We start from the raw sequence: 25,168 nt of genomic DNA on the forward strand, positions 1-25,168 counted from the left end.
GAGGAGGATGGCGCGCCACTGAGCAGGGCGCGCCGTAGCATCGACAGCGGCTCACGCTACTGTCTTCAATCCGGCGCACTGCAAGGTCCGCCGGATTTTTTGTGTCTGCTTATGGCAGCAACACGGACAACTCTTGCGAGCCGCGCAGCAGCACAGGAAGAAACTCTTCTTCCATCTGGCGGCGGCTGACGCGGGCCGCTTGCGCACCGACGTTCAATGCGGCCAGCACAGAGCCGGACGCGCCACGCACCGGTACGGCGATAGAGCGCAAGCCGACTTCCAGTTCTTCATCGATCACGGCATAGCCGGATTCGCGCACCTCGGCGAGGATCTCGCGCAGACGTTTTTGCGACACCACGGTCTTGTCGGTGAAGGCGCGCAACTTCACTTTGTCGAAGTAAGCCTTCAATGCATCTTCAGACATGTGCGCCAGCATCACGCGGCCGAGCGAGGTGCAATAGGCGGGCAGGCGGCTGCCGGTATTGAGCGCGACCGACATCACGCGCGCGGTGGCCGAGCGGGAGACATACAGCACTTCATTGTCATCCAGTACCGCCAGCGAGCAGGACTCGTTGAGCGTGCGCGTGATGTTGTTCAGGCAAGGCTGGGCCGACACGGTCAGCGGCGTTGACGACAGGTAGGAATAACCCAGCGTCAGAATTTTCGGACGCAGCGAAAAATTGTTTACCTCGGAATCGGCATAACCCAGTTGTTTCAGCGTATGCAGACAACGGCGCACCGCTGCACGTGGGATACCGGTTTTCTGGCTGATTTGCGCAATCGTCAGCGTACGCCGCGTATCGCTGAAAGCACGCACCACCGCCAGGCCACGCGCCAGCGAAGTCATGAAGCTGGGATCGGTGAGGGCATCGATTTCTTCAGCGATGGTGAGCTCCTTTTCTTCGGCCTGTTCTGCGGCGCCGGCGTCCATCTTGCCGGATTTTGCCGCAGGCTTGCGGGTCTTTGCTGGAGCAGGTGTCTTGGTCATAGGCATTCAAAAAATGACGAAAAGTAACGATGGCAACGATCGCAACGATGAGCAGCAGCGCGGACAAAGCGACGGCGTCCGGTTGTCCGCGATTCTAATATGTTGTGCGGACATCGCACAGACCTGCCTGTTAGTTCTTGACGCAGGAAGGCGGGTATCGCTACACTAATGTGTGCGAAAAACAAACATTAGTTCGTTTATCGCACAACTAGATTGTACCGAAAAGAATTCAGGCGCGCACGCATTTTGACTCTCCCGCAGAGCGAAAACAGCGGTTGGAAAAGCGCAGGAGCATAGAAAAATAAAGGCGGAGACAAGCCATTCCGGGAAGTACGGCAGTAGCGAAATACAGTCGCCACCTATGCCGGATTATCGCGGAACCATTTTCATGCATTTGCTGTTCAACGAACGGATTCACGAAAGAGACGCAACGTGATCGACAAAATTACTGAGTCACTGGAACAAGCTGTGGCTGACATCCATGACGGCGCAACCGTCATGATCGGCGGCTTCGGCAATGCCGGCATGCCGGCGGCGCTGATTGACGCGCTGATTGCACAAGGCGCGCGCGACCTTACTATCGTCAACAACAATGCCGGCAACGGCGACACCGGACTGGCCGCATTGCTCAAGGCCAAGCGCGTGAAGAAGATCATTTGTTCCTTCCCACGCCAGACCGATTCCTACGTGTTCGACGCGCTTTATCGTGCCGGCGAAATCGAGCTGGAACTGACGCCGCAAGGCAACCTGGCCGAGCGTATCCGCGCCGCCGGCGCCGGCATCGGCGGTTTCTTCTCACCGACCGGCTACGGCACCATGCTGGCCGACGGCAAGGAAACCCGTCTCATCGATGGCCGCCACTATGTGCTGGAGTCGCCAATCCACGCCGACTTCGCGCTGATCAAGGCGCTGCGCGGTGACCGCTGGGGCAACCTGGTGTATCGCAAGACCGCGCGCAACTTCGGCCCCATCATGGCCATGGCCGCCAAGTGCGCCATCGCCCAGGTGAGCGAAGTGGTCGAACTGGGCCAGCTCGATCCGGAAGCCATCGTGACGCCGGGCATCTTTGTGCAGCGTGTGGTGTTGCAGAACGCACAGGAGACCAAATAATGAGTTCCGCTAATCGTTTTTCCCGTGATCAGATCGCCGCACGCGTGGCGCAGGATATTCCCGAAGGTGCCTACGTCAACCTCGGCATCGGCCTGCCGACCAAGGTCGCCAACTATCTGCCGGCCGATAAAGAAGTCTTCTTGCACAGCGAAAATGGTTTGCTCGGCATGGGGCCGGCACCTGCGCCCGGCGAAGAAGACGAAGACCTCATCAACGCCGGCAAGCAGCCGGTGACTTTGCTGACCGGTGGCGCCTACTTCCACCACGGCGACTCGTTCGCGATGATGCGCGGCGGCCATCTCGATATCTGTGTGCTCGGCGCCTTCCAGGTCTCGGCCACCGGCGATCTGGCCAACTGGCACACGGGTGCACCGGATGCGATTCCGGCAGTCGGCGGCGCAATGGATCTGGCCATCGGCGCCAAGCAAGTGTTCGTGATGATGGAACATCAGACCAAGACCGGTGAAAGCAAAATCGTCTCGCACTGCGATTATCCGTTGACCGGCATCGGCTGCGTCAACCGCATCTATACGGATGTAGCCGTGCTGGATGTGACCGAACACGGCCTGCGCGTGCGCGAGATCGTCGACGGCATGTCCTTTGACGAACTGCAGAAAATCACCGGTGCGCCGCTGTTGCCACCGGTGTGACCCTGTAATCCAGTAACCAAAGAGAACATCATGACTGAAGCCTTTATCTGCGACGCCATCCGTACTCCCATCGGCCGTTACGGCGGCGCACTAAAAGATGTGCGCGCCGATGACCTCGGTGCCATTCCATTGCGCGCGCTGATCGAACGCAATCCGCAAGTCGACTGGAACGCCGTCGACGACGTCATCTTCGGCTGCGCCAATCAGGCCGGTGAAGACAATCGCAACGTCGCTCGCATGTCGGCGCTGCTGGCCGGTTTGCCGCAGTCGGTGCCAGGCACCACGATGAATCGTCTGTGCGGTTCGGGCATGGATGCGGTCGGTACCGCGGCGCGTGCGATCAAGTCGGGCGAAGCGCAGCTGATGCTGGCAGGCGGTGTCGAATCGATGACACGCGCGCCTTTCGTCATGGGCAAGGCCGACAGTGCTTTTTCACGCAGCGCCAATATCTACGACACGACTATCGGTTGGCGTTTTCCAAACGCACAGATGAAGGCGCTCTACGGTACCGACTCCATGCCGGAAACCGGTGAAAACGTCGCCGACGATTTCAAGATCAGCCGCCTCGATCAGGACAAATTCGCCGTCGCCAGCCAGGCCAAGGCCGCTGCCGCACAAGCCAACGGTACGCTCGCGCAAGAAATTACGCCCGTCGTGATTCCGCAAAAAAAGGGCGAGGCCATCACCGTCAGCAATGATGAGCATCCGCGTGCCACCAGCATGGAAGCGCTGGCAAAGCTCAAAGGCGTGGTACGCGCCGATGGCACCGTTACCGCAGGCAATGCCTCCGGTGTCAACGACGGTGCTTGCGCTTTGCTGCTGGCGAGCGCAGAAGCAGTCAAGCAATACGGACTGACGCCGCGTGCGCGTATTGTCGGCATGGCGACTGCAGGTGTTGCGCCGCGCGTCATGGGCATCGGTCCGGCGCCGGCAACCAAGAAACTGCTGCAGCAAGTCGGCCTGACCATCGAACAAATGGACGTGATCGAACTGAACGAAGCATTTGCCTCGCAAGGTCTGGCGGTGCTGCGTGAACTGGGTGTCGCCGATGACGACCCACGCGTCAATCCTAACGGTGGCGCGATTGCACTCGGCCATCCGCTTGGCATGAGCGGCGCGCGCCTGATTACCACCGCGATGTATCAGCTGCAACGTACCGGCGGGCGCTACGCACTGTGCACCATGTGCATCGGTGTTGGGCAGGGCATTGCAACTGTCATTGAGCGTATCTGAAGCAGAGGATACCGTAAGAAAAAGAAGTAAAGACAAAGCTGCCGGCCATCAAGAGCCATGACAATACAGAGCAGCGCTTGCACAAGAGATTGAAGAGGAGACACCCCATGCATCACCCCACCTTTGTTCACATTCAACGCGGGAGCGTCGTGCGCTGCCGCCATGGAGACTGCTCATGATCGGCAACTTCATCGGTGTGATGTTCGACGGCATTGCGTACGGCGCGCTGCTGTTCCTGATCAGCGTCGGCCTGTCGGTCACGATGGGCATGATGAATTTCATCAACCTCGCCCACGGCGCGTTTGCGATGCTGGGCGGCTATGTCTGCGTTACCATTCTCAATCAGCTCGGCCTGCCTTTTCTGGCGTCCTTGCCCGTGGCCTTCCTGGCGTCGGCGGTGGTCGGCCTGGTGCTGGAGCGTACGCTCTATCGCCGTCTGTATAAAGCCAGTCATCTGGATCAGGTGTTGTTCTCTATCGGCCTGACCTTCATGGCCGTGGCCGGTGCGACGTACGTCTGGGGGCCGACGCAACAACCGGTGCATTTGCCGGACTGGCTGCGCGGACAGATTTCTCTGCTTGGTCTGGATGTCGGTGCGTACCGTGTGTTCCTGATCGGCGTCGTGGTATTGGTGACTGCTGCATTGGGATTGCTGATTGAACGCACACGCTTCGGCGCGCAGATTCGTGCGTCGGTCGACAATCAGGTCGCTGCGGCAGGTCTGGGCATCAATGTCAGCCGCGTATTCAGCCTGACCTTTGCGCTCGGCTCCGGTCTGGCTGGTCTGGGTGGTGGTCTCGGTATTGATGTGCTGGGTCTGGATCCGACTTTCCCGATCAAGTACATGGTGTACTTCCTGCTGGTGGTTGCCGTCGGCGGCGCGGGCACGATCAAGGGGCCGTTGCTGGCTGCCGTGATCCTCGGAATTTTCGACGTGGCCGGCAAATACTATGTGCCTGAAATCGGCGCCTTCGTGATCTACGGCCTGATGGTGCTGCTGCTGATTCTGTTCCCTGCCGGTCTGATGCGGAGGCGTGGATGAGCACAGTTACACCAGGCGCGCCAACTTCTACGCCCGCCACGGCTGCACCAACCTCTAGCGCAAAGACCACTACCATGTCTCCCTTGCTTCGCCTGCCCAATGACCGCTGGAAGCCGCTGGAAATCATTTTCTGGCTGCTACCGGTGGCAGCGTATTTTGTCTTCCCCGAGTACCTGATCCTGATCAGTCAGATCATGATCGTCGGCTTGTTCGCCATCTCGCTCGACCTGATTCTCGGCTATGGCGGCATTGTGTCGCTCGGCCATGCAGCCTTCTTCGGCCTTGGCGCATATACCGCCGGCTTGCTGTCGGCGCATGGCTGGGGTGAACCGATCAGCGGCATGCTGCTGGCGGCGGTGGTCGCCGCACTGTTCGGCTACATCATCAGTTTTCTGGTGGTGCGCGGTAACGATCTGGCGCGTCTGATGGTGACACTGGGCATCGGCCTCATGCTGTTCGAAGCGGCCAACAAGGCTGCCTTCATCACCGGCGGTGTCGATGGTTTGTCGGGGATGATGGTGGACAAGATCTTCGGCGTGTTCGAGTTCGATCTCAACGGCAAGGTTGCCTATATCTATAGCTTCGTTGTCCTGTTCATCCTGTTCGCAGTGTTGCGCCGTCTCGTTAATTCACCGTTCGGCCTGAGCCTGGTCGGCATCCGCGAAGGCGGTCGCCGCATGCCGGCCATCGGTGTCAACGTCAATCAGCGCCTGACGGTGATCTTCACCATCAGCGCCGCGATTGCCGGTGTGGCAGGTGCCTTGCTGGCCCAGACCACGCAGTTCGTCGGACTCGACGTACTGGGCTTTCCGCGTTCGGCTGAACTGCTGATCATCCTGGTGCTGGGCGGCACAGGTCGCCTGTATGGCGGGCTGGTCGGTGCAGCGATCTTCATGCTGGCGCAAGACTATCTCTCCGGTTTGAATCCGGCCTATTGGCAATTCTGGATCGGCCTGTTGCTGATCGTCATCGTGCTGTTCGCACGCGGCGGTATCCTCGGTGGCCTGACACTGATCTGGAACAACCTGCGCAAGACTTCGGGCACAAAAGGAGAGCGCTCGTGAGCATGACACCAAACACGGCTAAAAACACGACCCTGCGCACCGAAGGCCTGTCCAAACAATGGGGCGCCTTCAAGGCCAACAGCGACATCTCGCTGACCTTTGTTCCCGGTGCGCGCCATGCGCTGATCGGGCCGAACGGCGCAGGTAAAACCACGTTCATCAATTTGCTGACCGGCGGCTTTGCGCCATCGAGCGGCAAGGTCTTCTTTGGTGACGACGACATCACTTCGCTGCCGCAGCATGAGCGCGTCAAGCGCGGCATGACACGCACCTTTCAGATCAATACGTTGTTCGCGGGTCTGACGGTATTGGAATCCGTTGTACTGGCGATTTCCGAACGGCGCGGCATGCAGTACGTCTGGCACAAAACCGTGGCGCAACAGACTGATGTCATCGACGAAGCCATGGCCTTGCTGGCATCGCTCAAGCTCGATGGCGAAGCCAACAGCATCACGCGCAGCCTCGCCTACGGCAAGCAACGCCTGGTTGAAATTGCATTGGCGCTGGCGACCAAACCAAAGGTGTTGTTGCTGGATGAACCGGCTGCCGGCATTCCTTCTGCGGAAAGCAAGGAGCTGTTCGAAGTCATCGCCGGACTGCCGCGCGACGTCACCATTGTTTTCATCGAACATGATATGGGTCTGGTGTTCCGCTTTGCCGAACGCATCACGGTGCTGGTCGGTGGAAAAGTGCTGACCGAAGGCACGCCGGCAGAAATCGCTGCCGACAAACGCGTCAAGGAAGTTTATCTGGGGGAGTCGGAACATGAGTGAGCTGCTTGCACTCGACAAGGTCACCGCCGGTTACGGCGATTCGATCGTATTGGAAGATGTCTCGTTTTCCATGAAAGAAGGCGATAGCCTGGCGCTGCTGGGACGTAACGGCGTGGGTAAAACCAGCCTGCTGGTCACGCTGATGGGATTGACTCGTCTGCACAGCGGCAGTATCCGCTGGTGCGGCGGCGATATCGTGCGCGTGCCGACATACAGACGCGCACACGCCGGTTTGGGCTGGGTACCGCAAGAACGTTACATGTTCCCGTCATTGACGGTGGAAGAGCATCTGACGGTCGTTGCGCGTGGTGGCGAATGGGATTTGCCGAAGATCTACAAAATCTTCCCGCGTCTGGAAGAGCGACGCAACAACATGGGCAATCAGTTGTCGGGCGGCGAACAACAAATGCTGGCGATTGCGCGCGCACTGATGGTGAGTCCGCGCATCCTGTTGCTCGATGAGCCGATGGAAGGGCTGGCGCCGATTATCGTGCAGGAGTTGCTGCGCGTGATCCGCGGGCTGGTCAAGGATATGGGGATGTCAGTGATTGTGGTGGAGCAGCATGCACGGATGGCGTTGTCGTTGACGCAGCGGGCGATTGTGCTGGATCGTGGGCGGATTGTGCATGACTCGGATAGTGGGAGTTTGCTGGCGGATGGGGAGAAGTTGGATCGGTTGGTGGCGGTGGCGTGATGGGGTTTTGTCCTGACTGTGGTCAGGATGACGGCGATCTTTGTTCCGACTTGTCGTATGTGGTAGCTTCGGTTTTTCTTTCTTCGATCAACCTTGCCGGGGGCGGCCCGGCAGCCGCTTACTTTCTTTGCTTCGCCAAAGAAAGTAAGCAAAGAAAGGCGACCGCTGGGTCGTAGCCCCCTTCGGGGGTTCCCGGCGCCAGCAGGCGAAAATCGGGAAGGGAAAACAACTCGCTGCGCTCAGACATTTTTCCCTTCTTAATCCGATTTTCACCCGCTGACACCGGCTACTCTCAAGCGGACTTCGAGACGGGCTCGCCTTCGGCATTGCGCTCTCAGATGTCGGTGACGCTACAGATTTCGGTTTTACTTTTTAACGCCATCGTCCCAGCGAACGCTGGGATCCATTGACGTTTGCGCTCAATCAACCGCCTTCACGACGCTGGGTTCCAACCGTCGTTGGAACGACAAAGCAGAAGAGGCTAAAGGAGTTCGCGCAGTCACCGTCCCTTGGCGATGCGAAGCGAGCCAGTTTCGAAGTCCGCTTGAGAGTAGCCGGTGTCAGCGGGTGAAAATCGGAAAAAGAAGGGAAAAATGTCTGAGCGAAGCGAGTTGTTTTCCCTTCCCGATTTGTGCCTGCTGGCGCCGGGGACCCCCGAAGGGGGCTACGACCCAGCGGTCGCCTTTCTTTGCTTACTTTCTTTGGCGAAGCAAAGAAAGTGAGTAGCTGCCGGGCTACCCCCGGCAAGGTTGATCGAAGAAAGAAAATCGAAGCTACCTAACAGAGACAGTCGGAACAAAACACCTCACAAATCCAACACCAACACCCCCGTCTTCGCTCGAGAAACACAAGGCATAAACCAACGATTGGAAGCCTTCTCCTTCTCACTCAAGAACCCATCCCTGTGATCAGGAATCCCCTCGATCACCTTGGTCTGACAAGTCCCGCACACGCCGACTTCGCAAGAGCAATCGACCTCGACCCCAGCCTCCTGCAGACAAGCCAAAGCCGTCTTTCCTGAGGCAACATCGATCTCTTTGCCATCCCTCAGCCGCACCACAAAAGCCGCATCACCTGCCTGCGCAACAGGTGCGGAAAAAGACTCCTTGTGCACCTGCGATGCTCCCAACCTGGCCGTCGCAAAATCAACAACCGTCGCCATGAACGGCCCCGGCCCGCAAGTGTAAGCATGCGCGTCAACCGCAGCATCTGTCAGCGCCGCAGCAATAACAGCGCCCGTCTGTTCAGCTGACAGACCTGCATGGATGGACACATGCGCAGTCAGTGACGCTCCGGTCAATTCGTCCCGAAACGCAACACTCTCGTCATCGCGCACAAAGTAATGCAGATGAAAGTCGGCACCGTCACGCAACAAGGCATATGCCATCGACAACACCGGCGTAATCCCAATCCCACCCGCAAACAAGAGATGCGAACCGGCAGCATCCGCCAACGCAAAAGCATTGCGTGGAGTACCGATCTGCAGGGCGTCGCCTTCCTTTGCTTCGGCATGCAGCCACGCAGAACCTCCACGCGATTGCGGCTCTTGCTTCACCGCGATGCGATAACGGTCGGGTGAGGGGTGATCACAGCACAGCGAGTATTGGCGCACCAGCCCATTGCCAAGTGTGATGTCGATATGTGCACCGGGTTGATACGCAGGAAGCGCCGTGCCGTCGGCGGCATGCAATTCAAAAATACGGATGGCTGTACCGCTGTTGCGGATGGCGGAGATGATGACGTTCATGATGTTGGCACGTAAGCGACCGCCCCGCAGACAGACACGGTGGCGATCATTGAAAAGGGAGGACGAACGCGCCGCAGCATGCAGGCATACAGCGCGCTCGCAGGAGACGTGTGCTCAGGCCGCCTGTTCGGCCTGCTGACTGAGCATGGTCACGATACGGCGCGCGCGATTGGCGCCGGCGTCGACGTGGATGTCGATCATCGATGCATTCTCGAACTGGCACATGTTGCGATACTGTGCCTCGATGATGACGCGGTCTTCTTCGAAGGTGGCGGCGGTTTGCTGATAGACCAGTTCCAGGTTGTCCGGCGCATCGGGATGCGATGAGCTGGCCATGGTCCAGAAGTAATGCGAGGTGGTCTCGGTCTCCGGTGTGATGCCATGGAAACCGCGCATGTGGAAGCCGCCACGGTGTGGGTCTTCCAGCGACTCCGTATCGGCATCAACCGCACCGGTGAAGATGTTGAGATGGGTGACGTGGAAGTCGATTTCCTGCCAGCGGTCGATCTTGCCCTTGAACGGCCACGCCGCACTATAGGTCGCAGGCGGCTGCGACGCTTTCATCCAGCGCACCACGCGCACGTTGTCGCCGTCGCTGGTGACGTTGGTCGGCGCCTCCATGTGCGTCTTCGCATTGCCGCCGATGGTCTTGGTGTGGACGTAGCCGACATGACTGAGGTCAAGCAAATTGTCGTGGATCAGCTGATACGGTGCGTCGTAGTGGAATACGCCGCCCTTGTATCTGTAGCGGGGATTGTCGTGTGCCGCGATTTCGGGGGGCTGGCCGATCGGCTGACTATCTGTGCTCTCGCCCAGCCAGAGCCAGATGATTTCGTTGCGTACCGCGACCTTGTAGGCTTTGACGCAAGCCTTGCCGGGGATCTTGACCTGGCCGGGAATTTCAATGCACTGGCCGCTGGGTGCATACAGCAGGCCGTGATAACCGCAGCGGATACCGCCGTCTTCGAGCGAGCCGCACGACAGCGGTACGCTGCGGTGACAGCAACGGTCTTCCAGCGCGGCGACTTCGCCTGACTCGGTGCGAAACATGACGACCGGGCGATTAAGCAGGGTGCGGGCCAGAGGCTTGTCCTGAAGCTCCCAGACAAAGCCGGCGACGTACCATTGATTCAATGGAAACATGATGACTCCTTTCAGTGTTGCTGATCAGCTGAGATACCAATTACTTGGCCGGATCCTTGACGTTGTCGTAGCGGTCGATTTCGGTCGCTACGTACTTTCCGTTCTGTTTGTCGATGCGGCGGATATAGATGGTCTGCACGATGTCGTTGGTCTTGTCATCGATGGCGACGGTGCCACGCGGGCTGGTCGCGCTGTAACCTTTGACGGCATTCATGAAGGTCGCCCCGTCGGTGTTGCCGTTGGTCTTGGTCAGCGTCTTGGCGATCAAGGTCATCGCGTCATAGGCGGACACCGAAAGAAAGTTCGGCTTGAAGCGGCCGCCGACAGTTTGTGAAAACGCTTCCAGGAATTTGGCATTGTCGACCCCCGGGCGCGAGAACGAATAGAAACCGGCCGTATAGATGCCGAGCATCGAATCGCCACCCATGCTCAGGACATCTTCATCGGCCCAGCCTTCGCCGCCGAGGAAGCGGATACCGGCCTTATCGAGTCCCTTTTCCTTGTATGCCTTGATGAACGACACCATCGGCTGGCCGTTGGGCAGGAACACGTGGATTGCATCCGGCTTCTCGTCCTTGATGCGTTGCAGGTAGGCGCTGTAATCGACCGTGGTCAGCGGCACGCGCACCGAGCTGGTCACGGTGCCGCCCAATGCGGTAAAGGTTTTCGTGAACCAGGTGTCGGCATCCAGTCCCGGTGCATAGTCAGAGACGATCGAGAACACGCGGCGAGAGCCGGTTTTATAGGCCCACTCAGCCAGCGGTTTGACCGATTGCGCGATGGTGTAAGAGGTGCGCGTGATGTAGGGCGACTTGGTGGTCACTGCCGACGAGGCGGCGTTCATGACGACCATCGGCCTCTTCGCTTTATCGACCACGGCGGCGACCGCCATCGCGTTGGGCGTGAAAACAAAACCGGTGATGATGTCGACGTTGTCGCGGCTGATCAGCTCTGTGGCCAGACGTTTGGCGACGTCGGCTTGCGGGCCGGTGTCGTCTTTGTAGATGACTTGCAGTTTCTTGCCGGCCACGGTGTCGCCATGCAGGCGCAAATAGGTGTCGATGCCGGCTTTCATTTGTTCGCCGCTTTGTGCTGCGACACCGGTCAGCGAGGTAATGACGCCGATGCGGATGGTATTGGTCTGGTCAGCGGCAGCGCTCGTGTTGGAAGTGGCACCGAATGCCAGGCTCAAGGCAAGGCCGCACAGCGCACGCTTGAATTGTTGCATGTTGAAGTCTCCTGTCGTTGCTTGTAATAGTTGTTATCCGGCATGTCGTTGCATGCGGTGCCCGGCTTATGTGTTGAACTTGTGTTCAGGCCGGTTGAGGAGGATCATACCGAAGCGAAATTATTTGAAAATAGAATTTTCTGCATAATATTTATTCGACTTTCGAATAGATAGCGCGTGGAAAACACGAGCACAACGCAAGAAAAAATCGCCAGCATGGAGACCGCATGGCCAACTTCGATATGAACCTCTTGCCGATTGCCCTGGCGATCTTTGAGGAGCGCAGCGTCAGCGCCGCCGCACGCAAGCTCAATATGAGCCAGCCCGCCGTCAGCATCGCGCTGAACAAGCTGCGCACGGCGCTGAGTGATCCATTGTTCGTGCGCACTTCACACGGCATGGAACCGACACCGCGCGCGCTGACGCTGATCAGTCCGACGCGCGACATCCTGCAGCGCATCCATACCGACGTACTGGCGAGCGAAGTATTCAATCCGGCGACGACCAGCCGCAAGTTCACGATTGCCTTGTCGGATATCGGCGAGATGACCTTCCTGCCGAAGGTACTGGATCGCTTTCAGCGCGATGCGCCGGGCGCGTCGGTGGCGTCGGTGTCGATGACGCCGCTTGAATTGAATGTAGCGCTGGAGAATGGAGAAGTGGATCTGGCGGTGGGATATTTCCCCGATCTGAAGAACCGCAATCTGTTTCAGCAACGTCTGTTTTCACATGACTTCATTTGCCTGCTGCGGGCCGATCATCCCATCCGTTCGCGCAAGATTTCGATGGAGCAGTTCTTGAAGCTGGGGCACGCGGTGATCAAGGCGGAAGGGCGCAGCCAGGAGCTGTTCGAACAATTGCTGATCAAGAAAAAGATCCAGCGCCGCATCGTGCTGTCGACACCGCACTTCATGTCGATTCCTTTTCTGATCGCATCATCCGATCTGGTGGTGACGGTGCCGCGCGCCGTGGGAGCGTCGTTTGCGCAGTTCTCCAACATCCGGCTGGTGGAGCCACCGCTGGAGATCCCGACCTTCGATCTACGGCAGCACTGGCATCGCAAGTATCACAAGGATGGCGCCAACGTCTGGCTGCGGACAATTCTGGCCGAGATGTTTTCCGGCGATTGATCGCAGAGAGGCTACTCGTTGTCGCTGACGACCGGCTTGATGCTGGCCAGCGGTGCACGGCTCTCGGTATTGTTGCCGCGCACCAGTTTGTCGAGCAGATGCATGAACTGCTCCTGCTCGTCGGCTTCCAGCGGTGACAGCAATCGTTTGCGCAGACGCTGCGCTGCCGGGATCAGATCGCTCAGCATTTGCTCGCCGGTCGGTGTGATGTTGAGCGCGCGCTGACGTCGGTTGTGCGGGATGACCTTGCGCACCAGCAAACCTTTTTCTTCCAGCCGTACACAGACGGTCGCGCCGGTCGAGGTATCAATGCCGACTAGTCCGGCCAGGGTGACCTGATCGATACCGGGATGGTTCGACAGCGTGCGCAGAATCGCATATTGCACCGGCGTAATATCACCGCCCAACTCATCCAGAAAAATCGAGACCGAGATCTGTTGTGCACGACGCAACAAGTGGCCGGGGTGCTCATAGAGATCGATCAGCTGGCTCTCTTGCGCTGGCGTTTGTGCTTGTTGTGTTGTGCTTGGACGAGGCATGGTTGTCGGTTTTGCAAAAGGCGAATGATGAAGCTTTGTAGTGTATCCGCTACGGTGTTTCATCACGCATTTTTGATGCGATGCGCAAAGAAAAAATCAAAATAAATTCGAAATTGGGTTTACATCGCTGCGCAGTTGGAGGATACTTTTCTCAAACATTCAGTGCACTGAATATTAAATCGAAAAACAAAGCAACAGAGACCCGACAGTCCCACAGACAGGCTGCGGAACAAGAACATAGTCGTTGGTGCAGGCATTTTTGCACCGGATGAGAAGTAGAAATCGCCGATGTTTTGCAGGCAGACGCCACGCCCTTGATGTGTCGTCGCCCATGCATCCATGCATTGTCATGCACCCAAGTTTCACGCATTCGCATCACCGAACAATGGAAGTTCCTGAGGAGGAGAAGACATGTTTCCAAAAAACACCTGGTACGTCGCCTGTAGCCCTGACGAAATCGCCGACAAGCCGTTGGGCCGTCAAATCTGTGGCGAGAAGATCGTGTTCTATCGCGGCGCCGAAGGCAAGGTCGCGGCAGTCGAAGATTTCTGCCCGCATCGCGGTGCGCCTTTGTCGCTGGGCTTTGTACGCGACGGCCAACTGGTCTGCGGCTATCACGGGTTGGAGATGGGCTGCGACGGCAAGGTCATCAGCATGCCGGGCCAGCGTGTGCGGGGATTTCCATGCATACGCAGCTTTCCGGTGGTGGAGCGTTACGGTTTCATCTGGGTCTGGCCGGGCGAAAAAGAACTGGCCGATCCGGCGCACATCCATCATCTGGAATGGGCCGACAATCCGGAATGGGCCTATGGCGGCGGCTTGTATCACATCAATTGCGAATACCGCCTGATGATCGACAACCTGATGGATCTCACGCACGAAACCTATGTGCACGCATCCAGCATCGGCCAGAAGGAAATCGACGAAGCGCCCGTCAACACCAGGACTGAAGGCGACGAAGTCATCACCAGCCGCTTCATGGAAAACATCATGGCGCCGCCATTCTGGCGCATGGCGCTGCGCAGCAATGGTCTTGCCGACGACGTGCCGGTGGATCGCTGGCAGATCTGCCACTTCACGCCGCCGAGCCACGTGATGATCGAAGTCGGCGTGGCGCATGCCGGCAAGGGTGGCTACGACGCCGATCCGAAATACAAGGCGTCGAGCATCGTGGTCGATTTCATCACGCCGGAAACTGAAACCTCGCATTGGTATTTCTGGGGCATGGCGCGCAACTTCAAACCGCAGGATGCAGAACTGACCGCCGCCATCCGCGAAGGCCAGGGCAAGATCTTCGGTGAAGATCGCGACATGCTGGAGATGCAGCAGCAAAACATCCTCAAGCATCCGGAGCGCAAATTGCTGATGCTGAACATCGATGCCGGCGGCGTGCAGTCGCGCCGCTTGCTCGACAAGTGGATGGCGAAGGAGAAAGAACAGCCATCCTCCGTCACGGCCGACGCCGCGTGATCCAACGGTTCCATTGAATTGCGGAAGCGACCCGGGCGGTCGCTTCTGTCGTTGCCGTCGTTGCTATCGTTGGAATAGCCACTGCTGCAACCAACATCGACATGCTTTAGCAGAGAGCACCATGAGCCAGTTACAAGTCAAAGTCATCAGCAAGACCGTGGAGGCCGAAGACATCGCCAGTTTCGAACTGGCCGGTATCGACGGCAAACCACTGCCACCCTTCAGCGCCGGCTCGCACATCGACGTGCATATCCGCGACGGTCTGATCCGCCAATATTCGCTGTGCAATCCGCCGCATGAAAGCCATCGCTATCAGATCGGTGTGCTGCGCGACGCCAACTCGCGCGGCGGTTCAGTCGCCATGCACGGCGACATCAAAGTCGGTGACGTGCTGACCATCAGCGAACCGCGCAATCACTTTCCACTGACGCAGGCCAAGCGCACCTTGCTGCTGGCCGGCGGCATCGGCGTCACGCCCATCCTGTGCATGGCGGAACGTCTCGCCGCTACGGGTGCTGACTTCGCCATGCACTACTGTGCGCGTTCGCCGGAACGTACGGCGTTTCGCGATCGCATCGCCGAATCGGGATTCGCCGACCGCGTGGTGTATCACTACGACAGCGGCGCCGATGAGCAAAAACTCAAACTGGCCGAGATGATCGCCACCCCGGATGCCGACACGCATATCTATGTCTGCGGCCCGGGCGGTTTCATCGATCATGTCGTCAATACGGCAAAGGACAAAGGCTGGCCGTCGGCACAGGTGCATCTGGAATACTTCGGCGCTGCACCGGTGGAGACCGACGGCGACGCGCCCTTCGATGTCAAGATCGCCAGCAGCGGCCAGGTCTTCACGATTCCGGCCGGCGAGACCGTGATCAAAATCCTTGCTGACAACGGCGTCGATATCCCGGTCTCGTGCGAACAAGGTGTCTGCGGCACTTGTCTCACGCGCGTGCTGGATGGTGTGCCGGATCACCGCGATCTGTATCTGACCGATGAAGAACGCGCCGCCAACGATCAGTTCACCCCTTGCTGTTCCCGCGCAAAAAGCGCCTTGCTGGTTCTGGATGTCTGACCTGCTGGTTTGTTCGACCCATTTGATAACTAAAAAGAGAGAGACAAAAATGCCCGATACCATCAATACCCAACGCCGCCAGATGTTGCTGGGCGGCACCGCTGCATTGGCCGCCGGCATGTTGCCGCTGTCTGCCTTTGCAGCCGATCCGATCAAGGTCGGCCTGATCGTGCCGATGTCCGGTCCATTCGCTTCGACCGGCCGCCAGATCGAAGCCGCGGTCAAGCTGTATCAGCAAAAGTACGGCGACACCGTTGCCGGCCGCAAAGTGGAAATTCTGCTGAAGGATGACGGCGGCTTGTCGCCTGACGTCACCAAGCGCCTCGCGCAGGAACTGGTGGCGCGCGACAAGGTGCAAGTCCTGGCTGGCTTCGGCCTGACACCGCTGGCGCTGGCGGCTGCCCCCATTGCCACGCAGGCCAAGGTACCGATGATCGTCACTGCAGCAGCGACTTCCATCATCCCGCAGCGCTCGCCGTACATCGTGCGCACCGGCTTTACACTGCCGCAGGTAACGGCGCCGCTGGCAAGCTGGGCCGCGAAGAACAAGATCAAAAGCGTCGTGACTTTTGTCAGTGACTACGGCCCTGGCATTGATGCCGAAAAAGTTTTCATCAAGACCTTCACCGATGCCGGCGGCAAAGTTCTCGAAAGTTTGCGCGCACCATTGCGTAATCCCGACTACGCCCCCTTCCTGCAACGTGTGAAAGACGCCAAGCCGGAAGCGCTGTTCGTTTTCGTGCCGTCGGGCGAAGGTGCGGCTGTCCTGAAACAATTTACCGAACGCGGTCTGGCCGCTGCCGGTATTCGCCTCATCTGCACCGGCGACGTCCTCGACGACGACCTGATGGCCAGCATCGGCGCCGCCTCCAGCGGCGTGGTCAGCAGCCACCACTACTCGGCCGCACATCCATCCCCGCTGAACAAGGAATATGTCGACGGTATCGCCAAAGCCAACAAGGGCATGCGCGCCAACTTCCACTCGGTCGGCGGCTACGACGGTATGCATCTGCTGTATGAGGCGCTCAAGAAGACCAATGGCGACACCGACGGCGAAAAGTTGCTGGCGGCAATGAAAGGCATGAGCTGGGAAAGCGTCCGCGGTCCGGTAACGCTTGACGCTGCGACACGCGACATGGTGCAGAATGTCTACATTCGCAAGGCCGAGCAGCGCGGCAATGAGTACTACAACGTCGAATTCGACAAGGTCGAGAACTTCAAGGATCCCGGCGTCTGATCGTCCGGCATCTCGAAATTAAAAAGCCTGGTTCGCGTCATGCGAACCAGGCTTTTTTACTGAGGAACCCAGATCTACAGCGTCTGAATAAAGTCAGTCACCAACTCCGCAAACGCCTGCGGCTGTTCAACCGCACTCACATGCGAAGCATCCTTGATCACCGCCAGCTTCGCACCGCGAATGCCGCTGACCAAGGCTTCCGACATCGACAGCGGCGTACCCTGATCCAGTTCACCGGCGATGACCAGTGTCGGTGCATTGATCTCACCCAGACGTGCTGTCGTATCGACTGTGCCGACGGCATTGCAGCAGCCGACATAACCGGCGGCGTCGGTGCTGGTCAGACGTTCACGGAAACGCGCTACAGTGGACGCGTTCTGCGCGCGGAAACGATCGTGGAAATAGCGCCCCATGACCGCATCGGCAATGGCTTCGATACCCTGTTCGCGTACGGTGGAAATGCGTTGCTGCCAGGCCAGCTGTGCGGCTTCCGGATAGCTCGATGTCGTGTTGGCCAGCACCAGCGCGCGCACCAATGAGGGATGGCGCAAAGCGAGTTCCTGGCCAACCATGCCGCCCATGGACAGACCGACCCAGATCACCGGGCCGGTATCAAGGTCGCGCAGCATGTGTGCGGCGTCGTCGGCCAGTTCGGCCATGCTGTAGAGGCCGTCTGCCTTTTCCGAACTGCCGTGGCCGCGATGATCGTAGGTGATGACTTTGCAGTCGGCGGATAGCTGATTGGCCAGCGCATCCCACATCATCAGGTCGCAGCCGATGGCGTGGCTGAGCACGATGGTGTGGCGTGGCGCCTTGCCGTTGCGCGGTGTGCGCACGCTGTAGTGCAGGGACGGCGAACCGCTGCTGCGGCCTTCCTTGCCGATACCGGAGTGGAAGGTGTCGGCCGGCTTCATCGGCGTCACGGTATAGCCGATCTGCTCGCCGACCTCGCGCAGGATCTGCTGCGCATGCGTGAAGGCAGTGTTGCCGGCAGGGACGCCCGCATAGATCGCCGACTGGATCAATACTTCCTTCATCTCATCGGGCGTCAGGCGTGTGGCGGGATCACCCAGCAGGCCGGCACGCACGTGCAGCTCGAACTCTTCCCAGCGGCCCAGCGCGATGGTGATCGCCAGAACAATGATGCGGCGGGTCTTGTGGTCGAGGCCGGGACGGCCCCAGATTTCGTTCCAGGCGAAGCGCGTGATCAGGTTTTGAAATTCGGCATTGAAGTTGGTGGCGTTGCTCACCGAACGGTCTACCCAGGCATCGCCAAGGACGCTGCGGCGGTTGCGCATGCCGCGTTCAAAATCGTGGTCGAGGGGATCATAGCTCATGGTTGTCTCTCGTTATGTGGTTATCTCGTGATGGAAATGGGATGAAAGGATGGGCAACTAGCGACTGTCTTGCTGCAAAGACCTCAGCTGACGCTCTGCCAGCGCACGTGCCGCGCCGGTCGCCTGCACCGGATCGAAGAGATCCTGAATCTTGCTGATATCGATCTGCTTGCTCAGTTGGGGATCTTCCTTGATCGCAGTGGTCAGCGCATCAGCGAGATGGCCTTGCGTCTCGACAACGCGCTGCGTCAATTTTTCCAGCAGCGCGTGCGCATTCGGACGGCCGATGGCGCTCGCCAGATAGATGGACGCCGCTTCGGCAAACACCAGACCTTGCAGTGCGTCGATATTGCGGCGCATGCGGCGGGTGTCGACGATGAGTCCGGCAAAAGCTTCATTGAGCGCCTTGATCGCGCCATGCGCGCCGAGAAACAAGGCCGGCCATTCCGCGAGTTCAGCCTGCCAGTTGCCGAGACCGCGTTCGTGCTGCTGTCCCATCGCGGCGAGCAAGGCGGCGGCGTGTTGCGGTGCGCGGTTGGCTGCTGCCAGGGCGATCATGGATGACACCGGATTACGCTTGTGCGGCATTGCCGATGAACCACCGCGGCCGTTGCCGGAGGGTTCCGCCAGTTCAGCGATTTCACCTTGGGCCATCAGGCTGAGGTCGGTTGCCATTTTTCCGAGGCTGCCGGTCAACACCGCGACTTCCATGCCCAGCCGCATCCATTCGTCACGCTGTGTGTGCCAGGCGGCGTCGGCGACTTTCAATTGCAAGGCATCGGCCATGCGTTGCGCGACGGCAGGACCTTTGTCGCCGAGTACGGCGAGCGTGCCGACGGCGCCGCCCAGTTGCAACTGCAAGGCCCGTGCGGATTGTTCACGCAACTGTTCGCGCGCGCGCAGCAACGGTGCTGCCCAGCCAACCAGTTTGAAGCCGAAGCTGGTGACCTGCGCCGGTTGCATCAGCGTACGCGCCAGCACCGGTGTGGACAGATGCTGGTCTGCGAGTTTCAGCAACTGTGCGGTCAGCTCACCGAGGCCGTCGTCGATCAGCTTCAGCGCTTCGCGCGTGGCCAGCACCATGGCGGTGTCAAGCACGTCCTGACTGGTGCTGCCCCAGTGCACGTGCGTGGCTGACTCCTGATTGGTGAGCGCGACGGTCTTGGTCAATTCCTTGACCAGTGGAATCGCCAGTGCGCCGGCGCGGCGACCGGCCTGGATGATCGCGGGGATATCGTAAAGCTGCGCATTACAAACGCTCGCGATCGTACGCGCAGCGGCTTCGGGAATGACACCCTCGGCGGCTTCGGCATTGGCCAGCGCTTCTTCAAAGTCGAACATCGCCTGCACGATGGACGTATCGTCGAAGACCTTGATCATCTCCGGCGTGGTCAAAAAACTGTCGAATATGGAAACGCTCACATGGGCTCCGTTGTAATCGGTAAAACGCACGCGGGACTCGGTGGAGGGTATCCACGAGTCCCCATGCTTTCAGGATAAATCAGTTTTCAGACGTAATCGAAGAATACGGTTTCCTGTGCGCCCTGCATGTTGATGTTCCACAGATAGGAACCGTCCGCCTGCTTCTTCGCAATCAAGGTATCACGGCGTTGCTGCGGCACTTGGTTAAGGATGTCCGATTGTGCCAACCCCGCATCGTCTTCCAGGAAGACGGCAGTGAACTGGTGCTTGGTCAGGCCGCGTGCAAACACGGTGACATAGGCGACCGGCTTGCCGGCGGTGGCAGCCTGAGGCAAGGTGATCTGCAGGCTGAAGCCACCTTCGTCATTGCTCGGCACGCGACGATAACCCGGGATGGCGTGTGCAGTTTCCACCGGTGCGCTGTCCGGCATCCATGTCTCGACCCACGCATCATTGATCGCCACGCCGTCGCCGTCAAAGATCGCGCCTTTGACGACGATCTTCGGTGCGCCGCTTTCCACGTTGGCAGTCATGTCGACGGCCCAGCGCCAGGCTTCATGCGGAAACGGGCCGATGGTTTGTGAGGTTGTGATTTTGCTTGTCATAGTAGTCCCCGATTCCTTAGATACCCATAGGGGTGGCGTTGCGTCCGCGCAGCACGATGTCGAACTCGTAGCCGAGCATCTTGTCGTCGACGGTTTCATCCAGGCTGAAGCGCGAGATCAAACGTTGGCGTGCAGCCTCGTCCGGAATGCTCTGGAAAATCGGGTCGTATTCAAACAGCGGATCGCTGGGGAAATACATCTGCGTCACCAGGCGCTGGGCATACACGTTGCCGAACATCGAGAAGTGGATGTGCGCCGGACGCCATGCCTTGTGATGGTTGCCCCACGGATAAGGGCCCGGCTTGATCGTGACGAAACGATAGCGGCCGTTGTCGTCGGTCAGCATCTTGCCGAAGCCAGTGAAATTAGGATCGAGCGGCGCATCGTGCTGGTCGCGCTTGTGCCAGTAGCGGCCTGCGGAATTGCATTGCCACACTTCCAGCAGCGAATTGCGCACCGGCTTGCCGTCTTCATCCAGCACGCGGCCGGTAACGACGATCTTCTCGCCCAGCGGTTCGTCCTTACCTTGTGCGGTCATATCCATATCGTGCGGCAGGATCAGCTTGGGCGAGGCAAACAGATTGGTCGTGGTCGCAGCGGCAGCGTTGATACGCAACGGCGCCTGCGTCGGACCGCGTTTGACGGTGGATTTATAGGGAGGGTAAATCAGCTCCGGATAAACGCCGGATTCGACTGCGTCGAAGTTCATGGGGTCTCCTTGAAAAGGGTCGATAGCACACGACTCACGCCACGATGCATGCTGGCGGGATAGGTAATTCGCTCGTGTCGACGGGTCTTTTTGTGCGAATAACGTATCGTGTTGTTTTGTTCTGATCGGATCTTAGGTAAAGAAGGGCGCAGCCACAAGGGAGCTTATGGGTGTTCCATTCGGTATTCGCCCTATTTGTGCGAAAATCGCACAAATAGACGACTTTATGCAGATGCCACCATGACTGAGCCACAAGACGCCGCTGATACCGAAATTGCCGCGCCGCACAAACGCGACCTCATCGCCGGTCTGGAAAAAGGCCTGCAGGTGATTGAGGCTTTCGACCAGGAACGTTCACGCCTGACCATCGCCGAAGTTGCTCAGCGCACCGGCCTCACACGTGCTGCGGCGCGCCGTTATCTGATTACGCTGGCGCATCTGGGTTATGTGCGGCATGAGCAAAAATTGTTTTCCCTGACGCCGATGATTTTGCGGCTCGGACAGTCCTACCTGCACTCGGCCAGATTGCCGCGCATCGTGCAGCCGTTGTTGTATCGCCTGGCCTATTCGCTGGAAGAAGCCGCCTCCGCCGGCGTGCTCGACCACGATCAACTGGTCTGCGTTGCCGCCGTCAGCGCCGGGAGGCTGGTGTCGACCACCTTGCAGCCGGGGACGCGGGTACCGGCCTTCTGCACCGCCAATGGCCGCGTGTTATTGGCGCATCTGCCGCAGGTGCAGATGGAGCATTTTCTTGAGCGCCTGCAGCCGGAGCAGATCACCGCGCATACCATCGTCAACAAGGAGCGTCTGGCGCTGGAGATTGCGCGCACGCGCGAGCAGGGGTATGCCCTGGTGGATCAGGAACTGGAACTTGGTTTGCGGACCATGGCGGTGCCGATTCGCAATTTTCGGGGTGAGGTGGTGGCGGCTATGAACATCAGTGTGCATGCTGCGCGCATGAAGCTGGAGGAGATGGTGGAGAGGTGTTTGCCGGCGATGTTGAAGATTCAGGTGGAGTTGGGGGCGTTGCTTTAGGTGTGCTGTTCCGACTTTGCTTATGTTGGTAGCTTAGATTGTTCTTTCTTCGATCAACCAAGCCGGGGGCGGCCCGGCAGCCGCTCACTTTCTTTGCTTCGCCAAAGAAAGTAAGCAAAGAAAGGCGACCGCTGGGTCGTAGCCCTCTTCGAGGGTTCCCGGCGCCAGCAGATGAAAATCGGGAAGGGAAAACAACTCGCTGCGCTCAGACATTTTTCCCTTCTTAATCCGATTTTCACCCGCTGACACCGGCTACTCTCAAGCGGACTTCGAGACGGGCTCGCTGCGCCTCGCCCTTGCTGGCTCGCCTTCGGCATTGCGGCGTAAAGTACTGGTGACGTCACAAACTTCAGTACTCTCTTTTAATTTCGTCGTCCCAGCGAACGCTGGAGTCCAGTGACGTTTGCGCATCACTCAGCCGTCGTTAAGACGCTGGGTTCCAACTTTCGCTGGAACGACAGAGTAAATAAGACCAGACAAACGAAAACTGTCGCAGTACCCTGGCTCGCTTTCTTGGCTTACTTTCTTTGGCGAGACAAAGAAAGTGAGTAGCCGCCGGGCTACCCCCGGCAAGGTTGATCGAAGAAAGAAAATCGAAGCTACCTAACCCGGCCAGTCGGAACAAAACACAGCAAGCCACAGCAAGCCACCACAAAAAAACACCTCTCACCCCTTCAAACTCTCACTACGAAACTCCTTCGGCGACACCCCCACATGCCGCTTGAACAACCGGCTGAAATAAGCCGGATCCTGAAACCCCAGCTCATAAGCAATCGTCGCCACGCTGGACGGTACATACGTCAGCTTGCGGCAAGCCTCCAGCATCAGTCTGTGCTGCGTCATATCAAACGCCGACTGTCCCGCCAGCTTCAGGCACAAGCGATTCAGGCGGCTCGGCGTTACATGCAACTGATCCGCATACGCCCCGACCAGCCATTGCTCCTTGTAATGCGCCTCCACCAGCGTACGGAAGCGGCTGAACAATTCAAAGTCGTTGCGCCCCGACAGATCCGCCGAGCGATGATCCGCCTCCAGCCGCACCAGCAACAGCAGCACGCTGCGCGCCAGCCATTCCAGCATCAGCGTGTGGCCGAACAGCGGCCATGCCGACTCGGCGATGAGATGGCGCAGGATAGCGTCGAGACGTTCGCGGATCTCCGGCACGCCCGACAGATCGATCGCCAGCGGCTGCAAAAACAGTGCTGAAAAGATGTCGCTGTGCAACCCGGCGTCCTTGCTCTCGCCGACTGAAAACACCACATTCTGGTCCACCGTCAGCACAAAGCCGACCGCTTCTTCCGAGAAGTCGAAGCCGTGTTCGACCGACGGATGCAAGGTGATGACGACCGGGCCATCGCGTTCCCAGACTTCATCCTCGACCTCGGCGCGCACATGGCCGGACATTAAAAAAAGTACCTGAAAAAGACCTCGGTGCGTATGCCGTGCGATATGCCAGTCGTGGATGCGGCTGCGCGTCTCGATCAACTCGATGTGCACAAACTCCGCACCTTCACTGCGCACAGCCTCGCCGTACAGAGAGAATTGCGGGACTTCACTTGCGCGTGTTGCTGGCTTTCTGGTTGCCATGCGGATACCGTCGTCAAAATTGTGAGTGTCAAAATAGTACAAGTAATTTCAAAATTCATCCATTCTTTCCCGGCGTATCGCGGACTACGATGCAGGCATATAAAAAATTATTACTTTCGGAGATATGCCATGCGCACCCAAGTCGCCATCATCGGCGCCGGTCCGGCCGGTTTGCTGTTGTCCCATTTATTGCATCTGCAAGGTATCGAGTCCGTCGTGGTGGAAAGCCGCAGCCGTGCCGATATCGAAGCGACGATTCGCGCCGGCGTACTGGAGCAGGGCACCATGGATATCCTGACCCAATCCGGCGTCGGCGAACGCATGCGCAAGGAAGGCGCTTTGCATCACGGCATCGAACTGGCTTTCGGTGGCCGCCGTCACCGCATCGATCTGACCGAACTGACCGGCAGCGCCATTACCGTCTATGCGCAACATGAAGTCATCAAGGATCTGGTCGCGGCGCGTCTGGCGGCACAAGGTCAACTGCTCTTCGAAGTCAGTGAGGTCGTGCTGAAGGATGTGCAGAGCGAGACGCCATCGGTCAGCTTCATGCATGGCGGACAGCCGCAGCAATTGCAGGCCGATTTCGTGATCGGCTGCGATGGCTTTCATGGCGTGTCGCGTCCGCAGATTCCGGAAGGCGTGCGCCAGGATTATCAGCGCATCTATCCATTCGGCTGGTTCGGCATCCTGGTGGAGTCGGCACCTTCGTCGGATGAGCTGATCTATGCGCAGCACGAGCGCGGCTTTGCCCTGGTCAGTACACGCTCGCCGACGGTGCAACGCCTGTACTTTCAATGCGATCCGAAAGACGACGTCAATAACTGGTCCGACGATCGTATCTGGAGCGAGCTGCATACCCGGCTGGAAAGCAGCGACGGCTGGCGTCTCAAGGAAGGCAAGATTTTTCAGAAAGGCATCATCGGCATGCGCAGCTTCGTGTCGACGCCGATGCAGTACGGCCGTCTGTTCCTGGCAGGCGATGCGGCGCACATCGTGCCGCCGACCGGCGCCAAGGGCATGAACCTGGCCGTCGGCGATGTGAAGGTGCTGTCGCGTGCGCTGGATGATTTCTACAAGAAGGGCAGCAGCGACAAGCTCAACGTCTATACGGAAACAGCACTCAAGCGCGTATGGCGCGCAGAGTACTTCTCGTGGTGGATGACCAGCATGTTGCACACCTTTGACGATGCCTCGCCGTTTCAGCAACAGATCCAGCGCGCCGAACTGGAGAACGTGGTCAATTCACGCGCCTTATCGACGGCATTGGCGGAAAATTACGTCGGCGCGTTTTAAGTAAAAAAAACGGCGCATGCACGATCACTCGTGCATGCGCCGCCACCTCAA

Annotated in this window: 24 protein-coding genes; 13 read left to right on the plus strand and 11 right to left on the minus strand. The window is 58.6% G+C overall.

What is annotated here, in order from left to right; translation table 11 throughout:
* Window positions 1–109 precede the first annotated feature (109 nt).
* Window positions 110–931: an IclR family transcriptional regulator C-terminal domain-containing protein gene (locus tag hmeg3_RS01145; RefSeq protein WP_369828876.1), complete on the minus strand. Its 822-nt coding sequence runs from the start codon at window positions 929–931 to the stop codon at window positions 110–112.
* A gap of 489 nt (window positions 932–1,420) precedes the next feature.
* On the opposite strand from hmeg3_RS01145, the gene hmeg3_RS01150 reads away from it, so the two are divergent.
* The 7 genes from hmeg3_RS01150 to hmeg3_RS01180 all read left to right on the plus strand — a co-directional run bounded on the left by hmeg3_RS01150 (window position 1,421) and on the right by hmeg3_RS01180 (window position 7,554).
* Window positions 1,421–2,098, plus strand: a complete 678-nt coding sequence (locus tag hmeg3_RS01150; protein WP_094562097.1) for a 3-oxoacid CoA-transferase subunit A — start codon at window positions 1,421–1,423, stop codon at window positions 2,096–2,098.
* The gene (locus tag hmeg3_RS01155) at window positions 2,098–2,748 is read left to right on the plus strand and encodes a CoA transferase subunit B (protein WP_094562098.1); all 651 of its coding nucleotides are present in this window, start codon (window positions 2,098–2,100) and stop codon (window positions 2,746–2,748) included. Before hmeg3_RS01150 ends, hmeg3_RS01155 begins: the two co-directional genes overlap by 1 nt.
* A gap of 30 nt (window positions 2,749–2,778) precedes the next feature.
* Window positions 2,779–3,981, plus strand: a complete 1,203-nt coding sequence (gene pcaF, locus hmeg3_RS01160) for a 3-oxoadipyl-CoA thiolase (RefSeq protein WP_094562099.1) — start codon at window positions 2,779–2,781, stop codon at window positions 3,979–3,981.
* 175 nt (window positions 3,982–4,156) lie between these two features.
* The gene (locus tag hmeg3_RS01165; protein ID WP_094562100.1) at window positions 4,157–5,023 is read left to right on the plus strand and encodes a branched-chain amino acid ABC transporter permease; all 867 of its coding nucleotides are present in this window, start codon (window positions 4,157–4,159) and stop codon (window positions 5,021–5,023) included.
* Between the two features lie 74 nt (window positions 5,024–5,097).
* Window positions 5,098–6,087, plus strand: coding sequence for a branched-chain amino acid ABC transporter permease (locus hmeg3_RS01170; protein ID WP_232511979.1), 990 nt, complete (start codon window positions 5,098–5,100; stop codon window positions 6,085–6,087).
* A 2-nt stretch (window positions 6,088–6,089) separates the two neighbouring features.
* On the plus strand, window positions 6,090–6,860 hold the full coding sequence (locus hmeg3_RS01175) for an ABC transporter ATP-binding protein (protein ID WP_198361836.1): 771 nt from the start codon (window positions 6,090–6,092) through the stop codon (window positions 6,858–6,860).
* Entirely contained in the window at window positions 6,853–7,554 is a 702-nt protein-coding gene (locus tag hmeg3_RS01180; RefSeq protein ID WP_094562103.1) for an ABC transporter ATP-binding protein, read from the plus strand. Before hmeg3_RS01175 ends, hmeg3_RS01180 begins: the two co-directional genes overlap by 8 nt.
* Before the next feature lie 805 nt (window positions 7,555–8,359).
* Here the strand turns inward: hmeg3_RS01180 and hmeg3_RS01185 are convergent.
* The 3 genes from hmeg3_RS01185 to hmeg3_RS01195 form a co-directional block, all read right to left on the minus strand.
* The gene (locus hmeg3_RS01185) at window positions 8,360–9,301 is read right to left on the minus strand and encodes a PDR/VanB family oxidoreductase (RefSeq protein ID WP_198361764.1); all 942 of its coding nucleotides are present in this window, start codon (window positions 9,299–9,301) and stop codon (window positions 8,360–8,362) included.
* A 114-nt stretch (window positions 9,302–9,415) separates the two neighbouring features.
* Window positions 9,416–10,444, minus strand: a complete 1,029-nt coding sequence (locus tag hmeg3_RS01190; RefSeq protein ID WP_094562105.1) for an aromatic ring-hydroxylating dioxygenase subunit alpha — start codon at window positions 10,442–10,444, stop codon at window positions 9,416–9,418.
* Between the two features lie 40 nt (window positions 10,445–10,484).
* Window positions 10,485–11,672, minus strand: a complete 1,188-nt coding sequence (locus hmeg3_RS01195; protein WP_094562106.1) for an ABC transporter substrate-binding protein — start codon at window positions 11,670–11,672, stop codon at window positions 10,485–10,487.
* Between the two features lie 227 nt (window positions 11,673–11,899).
* Here hmeg3_RS01195 and hmeg3_RS01200 point away from each other — a divergent pair, with 227 nt between their 5' ends.
* The gene (locus hmeg3_RS01200; protein WP_094562107.1) at window positions 11,900–12,802 is read left to right on the plus strand and encodes a LysR family transcriptional regulator; all 903 of its coding nucleotides are present in this window, start codon (window positions 11,900–11,902) and stop codon (window positions 12,800–12,802) included.
* A gap of 11 nt (window positions 12,803–12,813) precedes the next feature.
* Here the strand turns inward: hmeg3_RS01200 and hmeg3_RS01205 are convergent, their stop codons facing one another.
* Window positions 12,814–13,341: a MarR family winged helix-turn-helix transcriptional regulator gene (locus hmeg3_RS01205; protein WP_094562108.1), complete on the minus strand. Its 528-nt coding sequence runs from the start codon at window positions 13,339–13,341 to the stop codon at window positions 12,814–12,816.
* Window positions 13,342–13,752: 411 nt separating this feature from the next.
* Between hmeg3_RS01205 and hmeg3_RS01210 the strand changes: the two genes are divergently transcribed.
* From hmeg3_RS01210 to hmeg3_RS01220, 3 genes are all read left to right on the plus strand, one after another.
* Complete coding sequence (locus hmeg3_RS01210) at window positions 13,753–14,811, plus strand: aromatic ring-hydroxylating dioxygenase subunit alpha (protein WP_094562109.1); 1,059 nt, start codon at window positions 13,753–13,755, stop codon at window positions 14,809–14,811.
* Window positions 14,812–14,932: 121 nt separating this feature from the next.
* On the plus strand, window positions 14,933–15,889 hold the full coding sequence (locus hmeg3_RS01215) for a PDR/VanB family oxidoreductase (protein ID WP_094562110.1): 957 nt from the start codon (window positions 14,933–14,935) through the stop codon (window positions 15,887–15,889).
* Between the two features lie 49 nt (window positions 15,890–15,938).
* On the plus strand, window positions 15,939–17,126 hold the full coding sequence (locus hmeg3_RS01220; RefSeq protein ID WP_094562111.1) for an ABC transporter substrate-binding protein: 1,188 nt from the start codon (window positions 15,939–15,941) through the stop codon (window positions 17,124–17,126).
* Window positions 17,127–17,200: 74 nt separating this feature from the next.
* Here hmeg3_RS01220 and hmeg3_RS01225 read toward each other — a convergent pair whose 3' ends face one another.
* The 4 genes from hmeg3_RS01225 to pcaH form a co-directional block, all read right to left on the minus strand.
* Window positions 17,201–18,463, minus strand: coding sequence for an alpha/beta fold hydrolase (locus hmeg3_RS01225; protein ID WP_094562112.1), 1,263 nt, complete (start codon window positions 18,461–18,463; stop codon window positions 17,201–17,203).
* A 57-nt stretch (window positions 18,464–18,520) separates the two neighbouring features.
* Window positions 18,521–19,885 (minus strand): lyase family protein, encoded by a 1,365-nt coding sequence (locus tag hmeg3_RS01230; RefSeq protein ID WP_094562113.1) that lies wholly within the window; start codon window positions 19,883–19,885, stop codon window positions 18,521–18,523.
* 86 nt (window positions 19,886–19,971) lie between these two features.
* Window positions 19,972–20,490 (minus strand): protocatechuate 3,4-dioxygenase, encoded by a 519-nt coding sequence (locus tag hmeg3_RS01235; protein ID WP_094562114.1) that lies wholly within the window; start codon window positions 20,488–20,490, stop codon window positions 19,972–19,974.
* A gap of 16 nt (window positions 20,491–20,506) precedes the next feature.
* Window positions 20,507–21,199, minus strand: a complete 693-nt coding sequence (gene pcaH / locus hmeg3_RS01240; RefSeq protein WP_094562115.1) for a protocatechuate 3,4-dioxygenase subunit beta — start codon at window positions 21,197–21,199, stop codon at window positions 20,507–20,509.
* 240 nt (window positions 21,200–21,439) lie between these two features.
* On the opposite strand from pcaH, the gene hmeg3_RS01245 reads away from it, so the two are divergent.
* Complete coding sequence (locus hmeg3_RS01245) at window positions 21,440–22,234, plus strand: IclR family transcriptional regulator C-terminal domain-containing protein (protein ID WP_094562116.1); 795 nt, start codon at window positions 21,440–21,442, stop codon at window positions 22,232–22,234.
* An 84-nt stretch (window positions 22,235–22,318) separates the two neighbouring features.
* Here hmeg3_RS01245 and hmeg3_RS25130 read toward each other — a convergent pair whose 3' ends face one another.
* Together hmeg3_RS25130 and hmeg3_RS01250 are read right to left on the minus strand one after the other, a co-directional pair.
* On the minus strand, window positions 22,319–22,447 hold the full coding sequence (locus hmeg3_RS25130) for a hypothetical protein (protein WP_255407538.1): 129 nt from the start codon (window positions 22,445–22,447) through the stop codon (window positions 22,319–22,321).
* Between the two features lie 453 nt (window positions 22,448–22,900).
* On the minus strand, window positions 22,901–23,821 hold the full coding sequence (locus hmeg3_RS01250; protein WP_094566071.1) for a helix-turn-helix domain-containing protein: 921 nt from the start codon (window positions 23,819–23,821) through the stop codon (window positions 22,901–22,903).
* Between the two features lie 129 nt (window positions 23,822–23,950).
* Here hmeg3_RS01250 and hmeg3_RS01255 point away from each other — a divergent pair, with 129 nt between their 5' ends.
* The gene (locus hmeg3_RS01255; RefSeq protein ID WP_094562117.1) at window positions 23,951–25,117 is read left to right on the plus strand and encodes a 4-hydroxybenzoate 3-monooxygenase; all 1,167 of its coding nucleotides are present in this window, start codon (window positions 23,951–23,953) and stop codon (window positions 25,115–25,117) included.
* The last annotated feature ends 51 nt before the right edge of the window (window positions 25,118–25,168 follow it).

The organism is Herbaspirillum sp. meg3 (genome assembly GCF_002257565.1).
GTDB lineage: Bacteria > Pseudomonadota > Gammaproteobacteria > Burkholderiales > Burkholderiaceae_D > Herbaspirillum.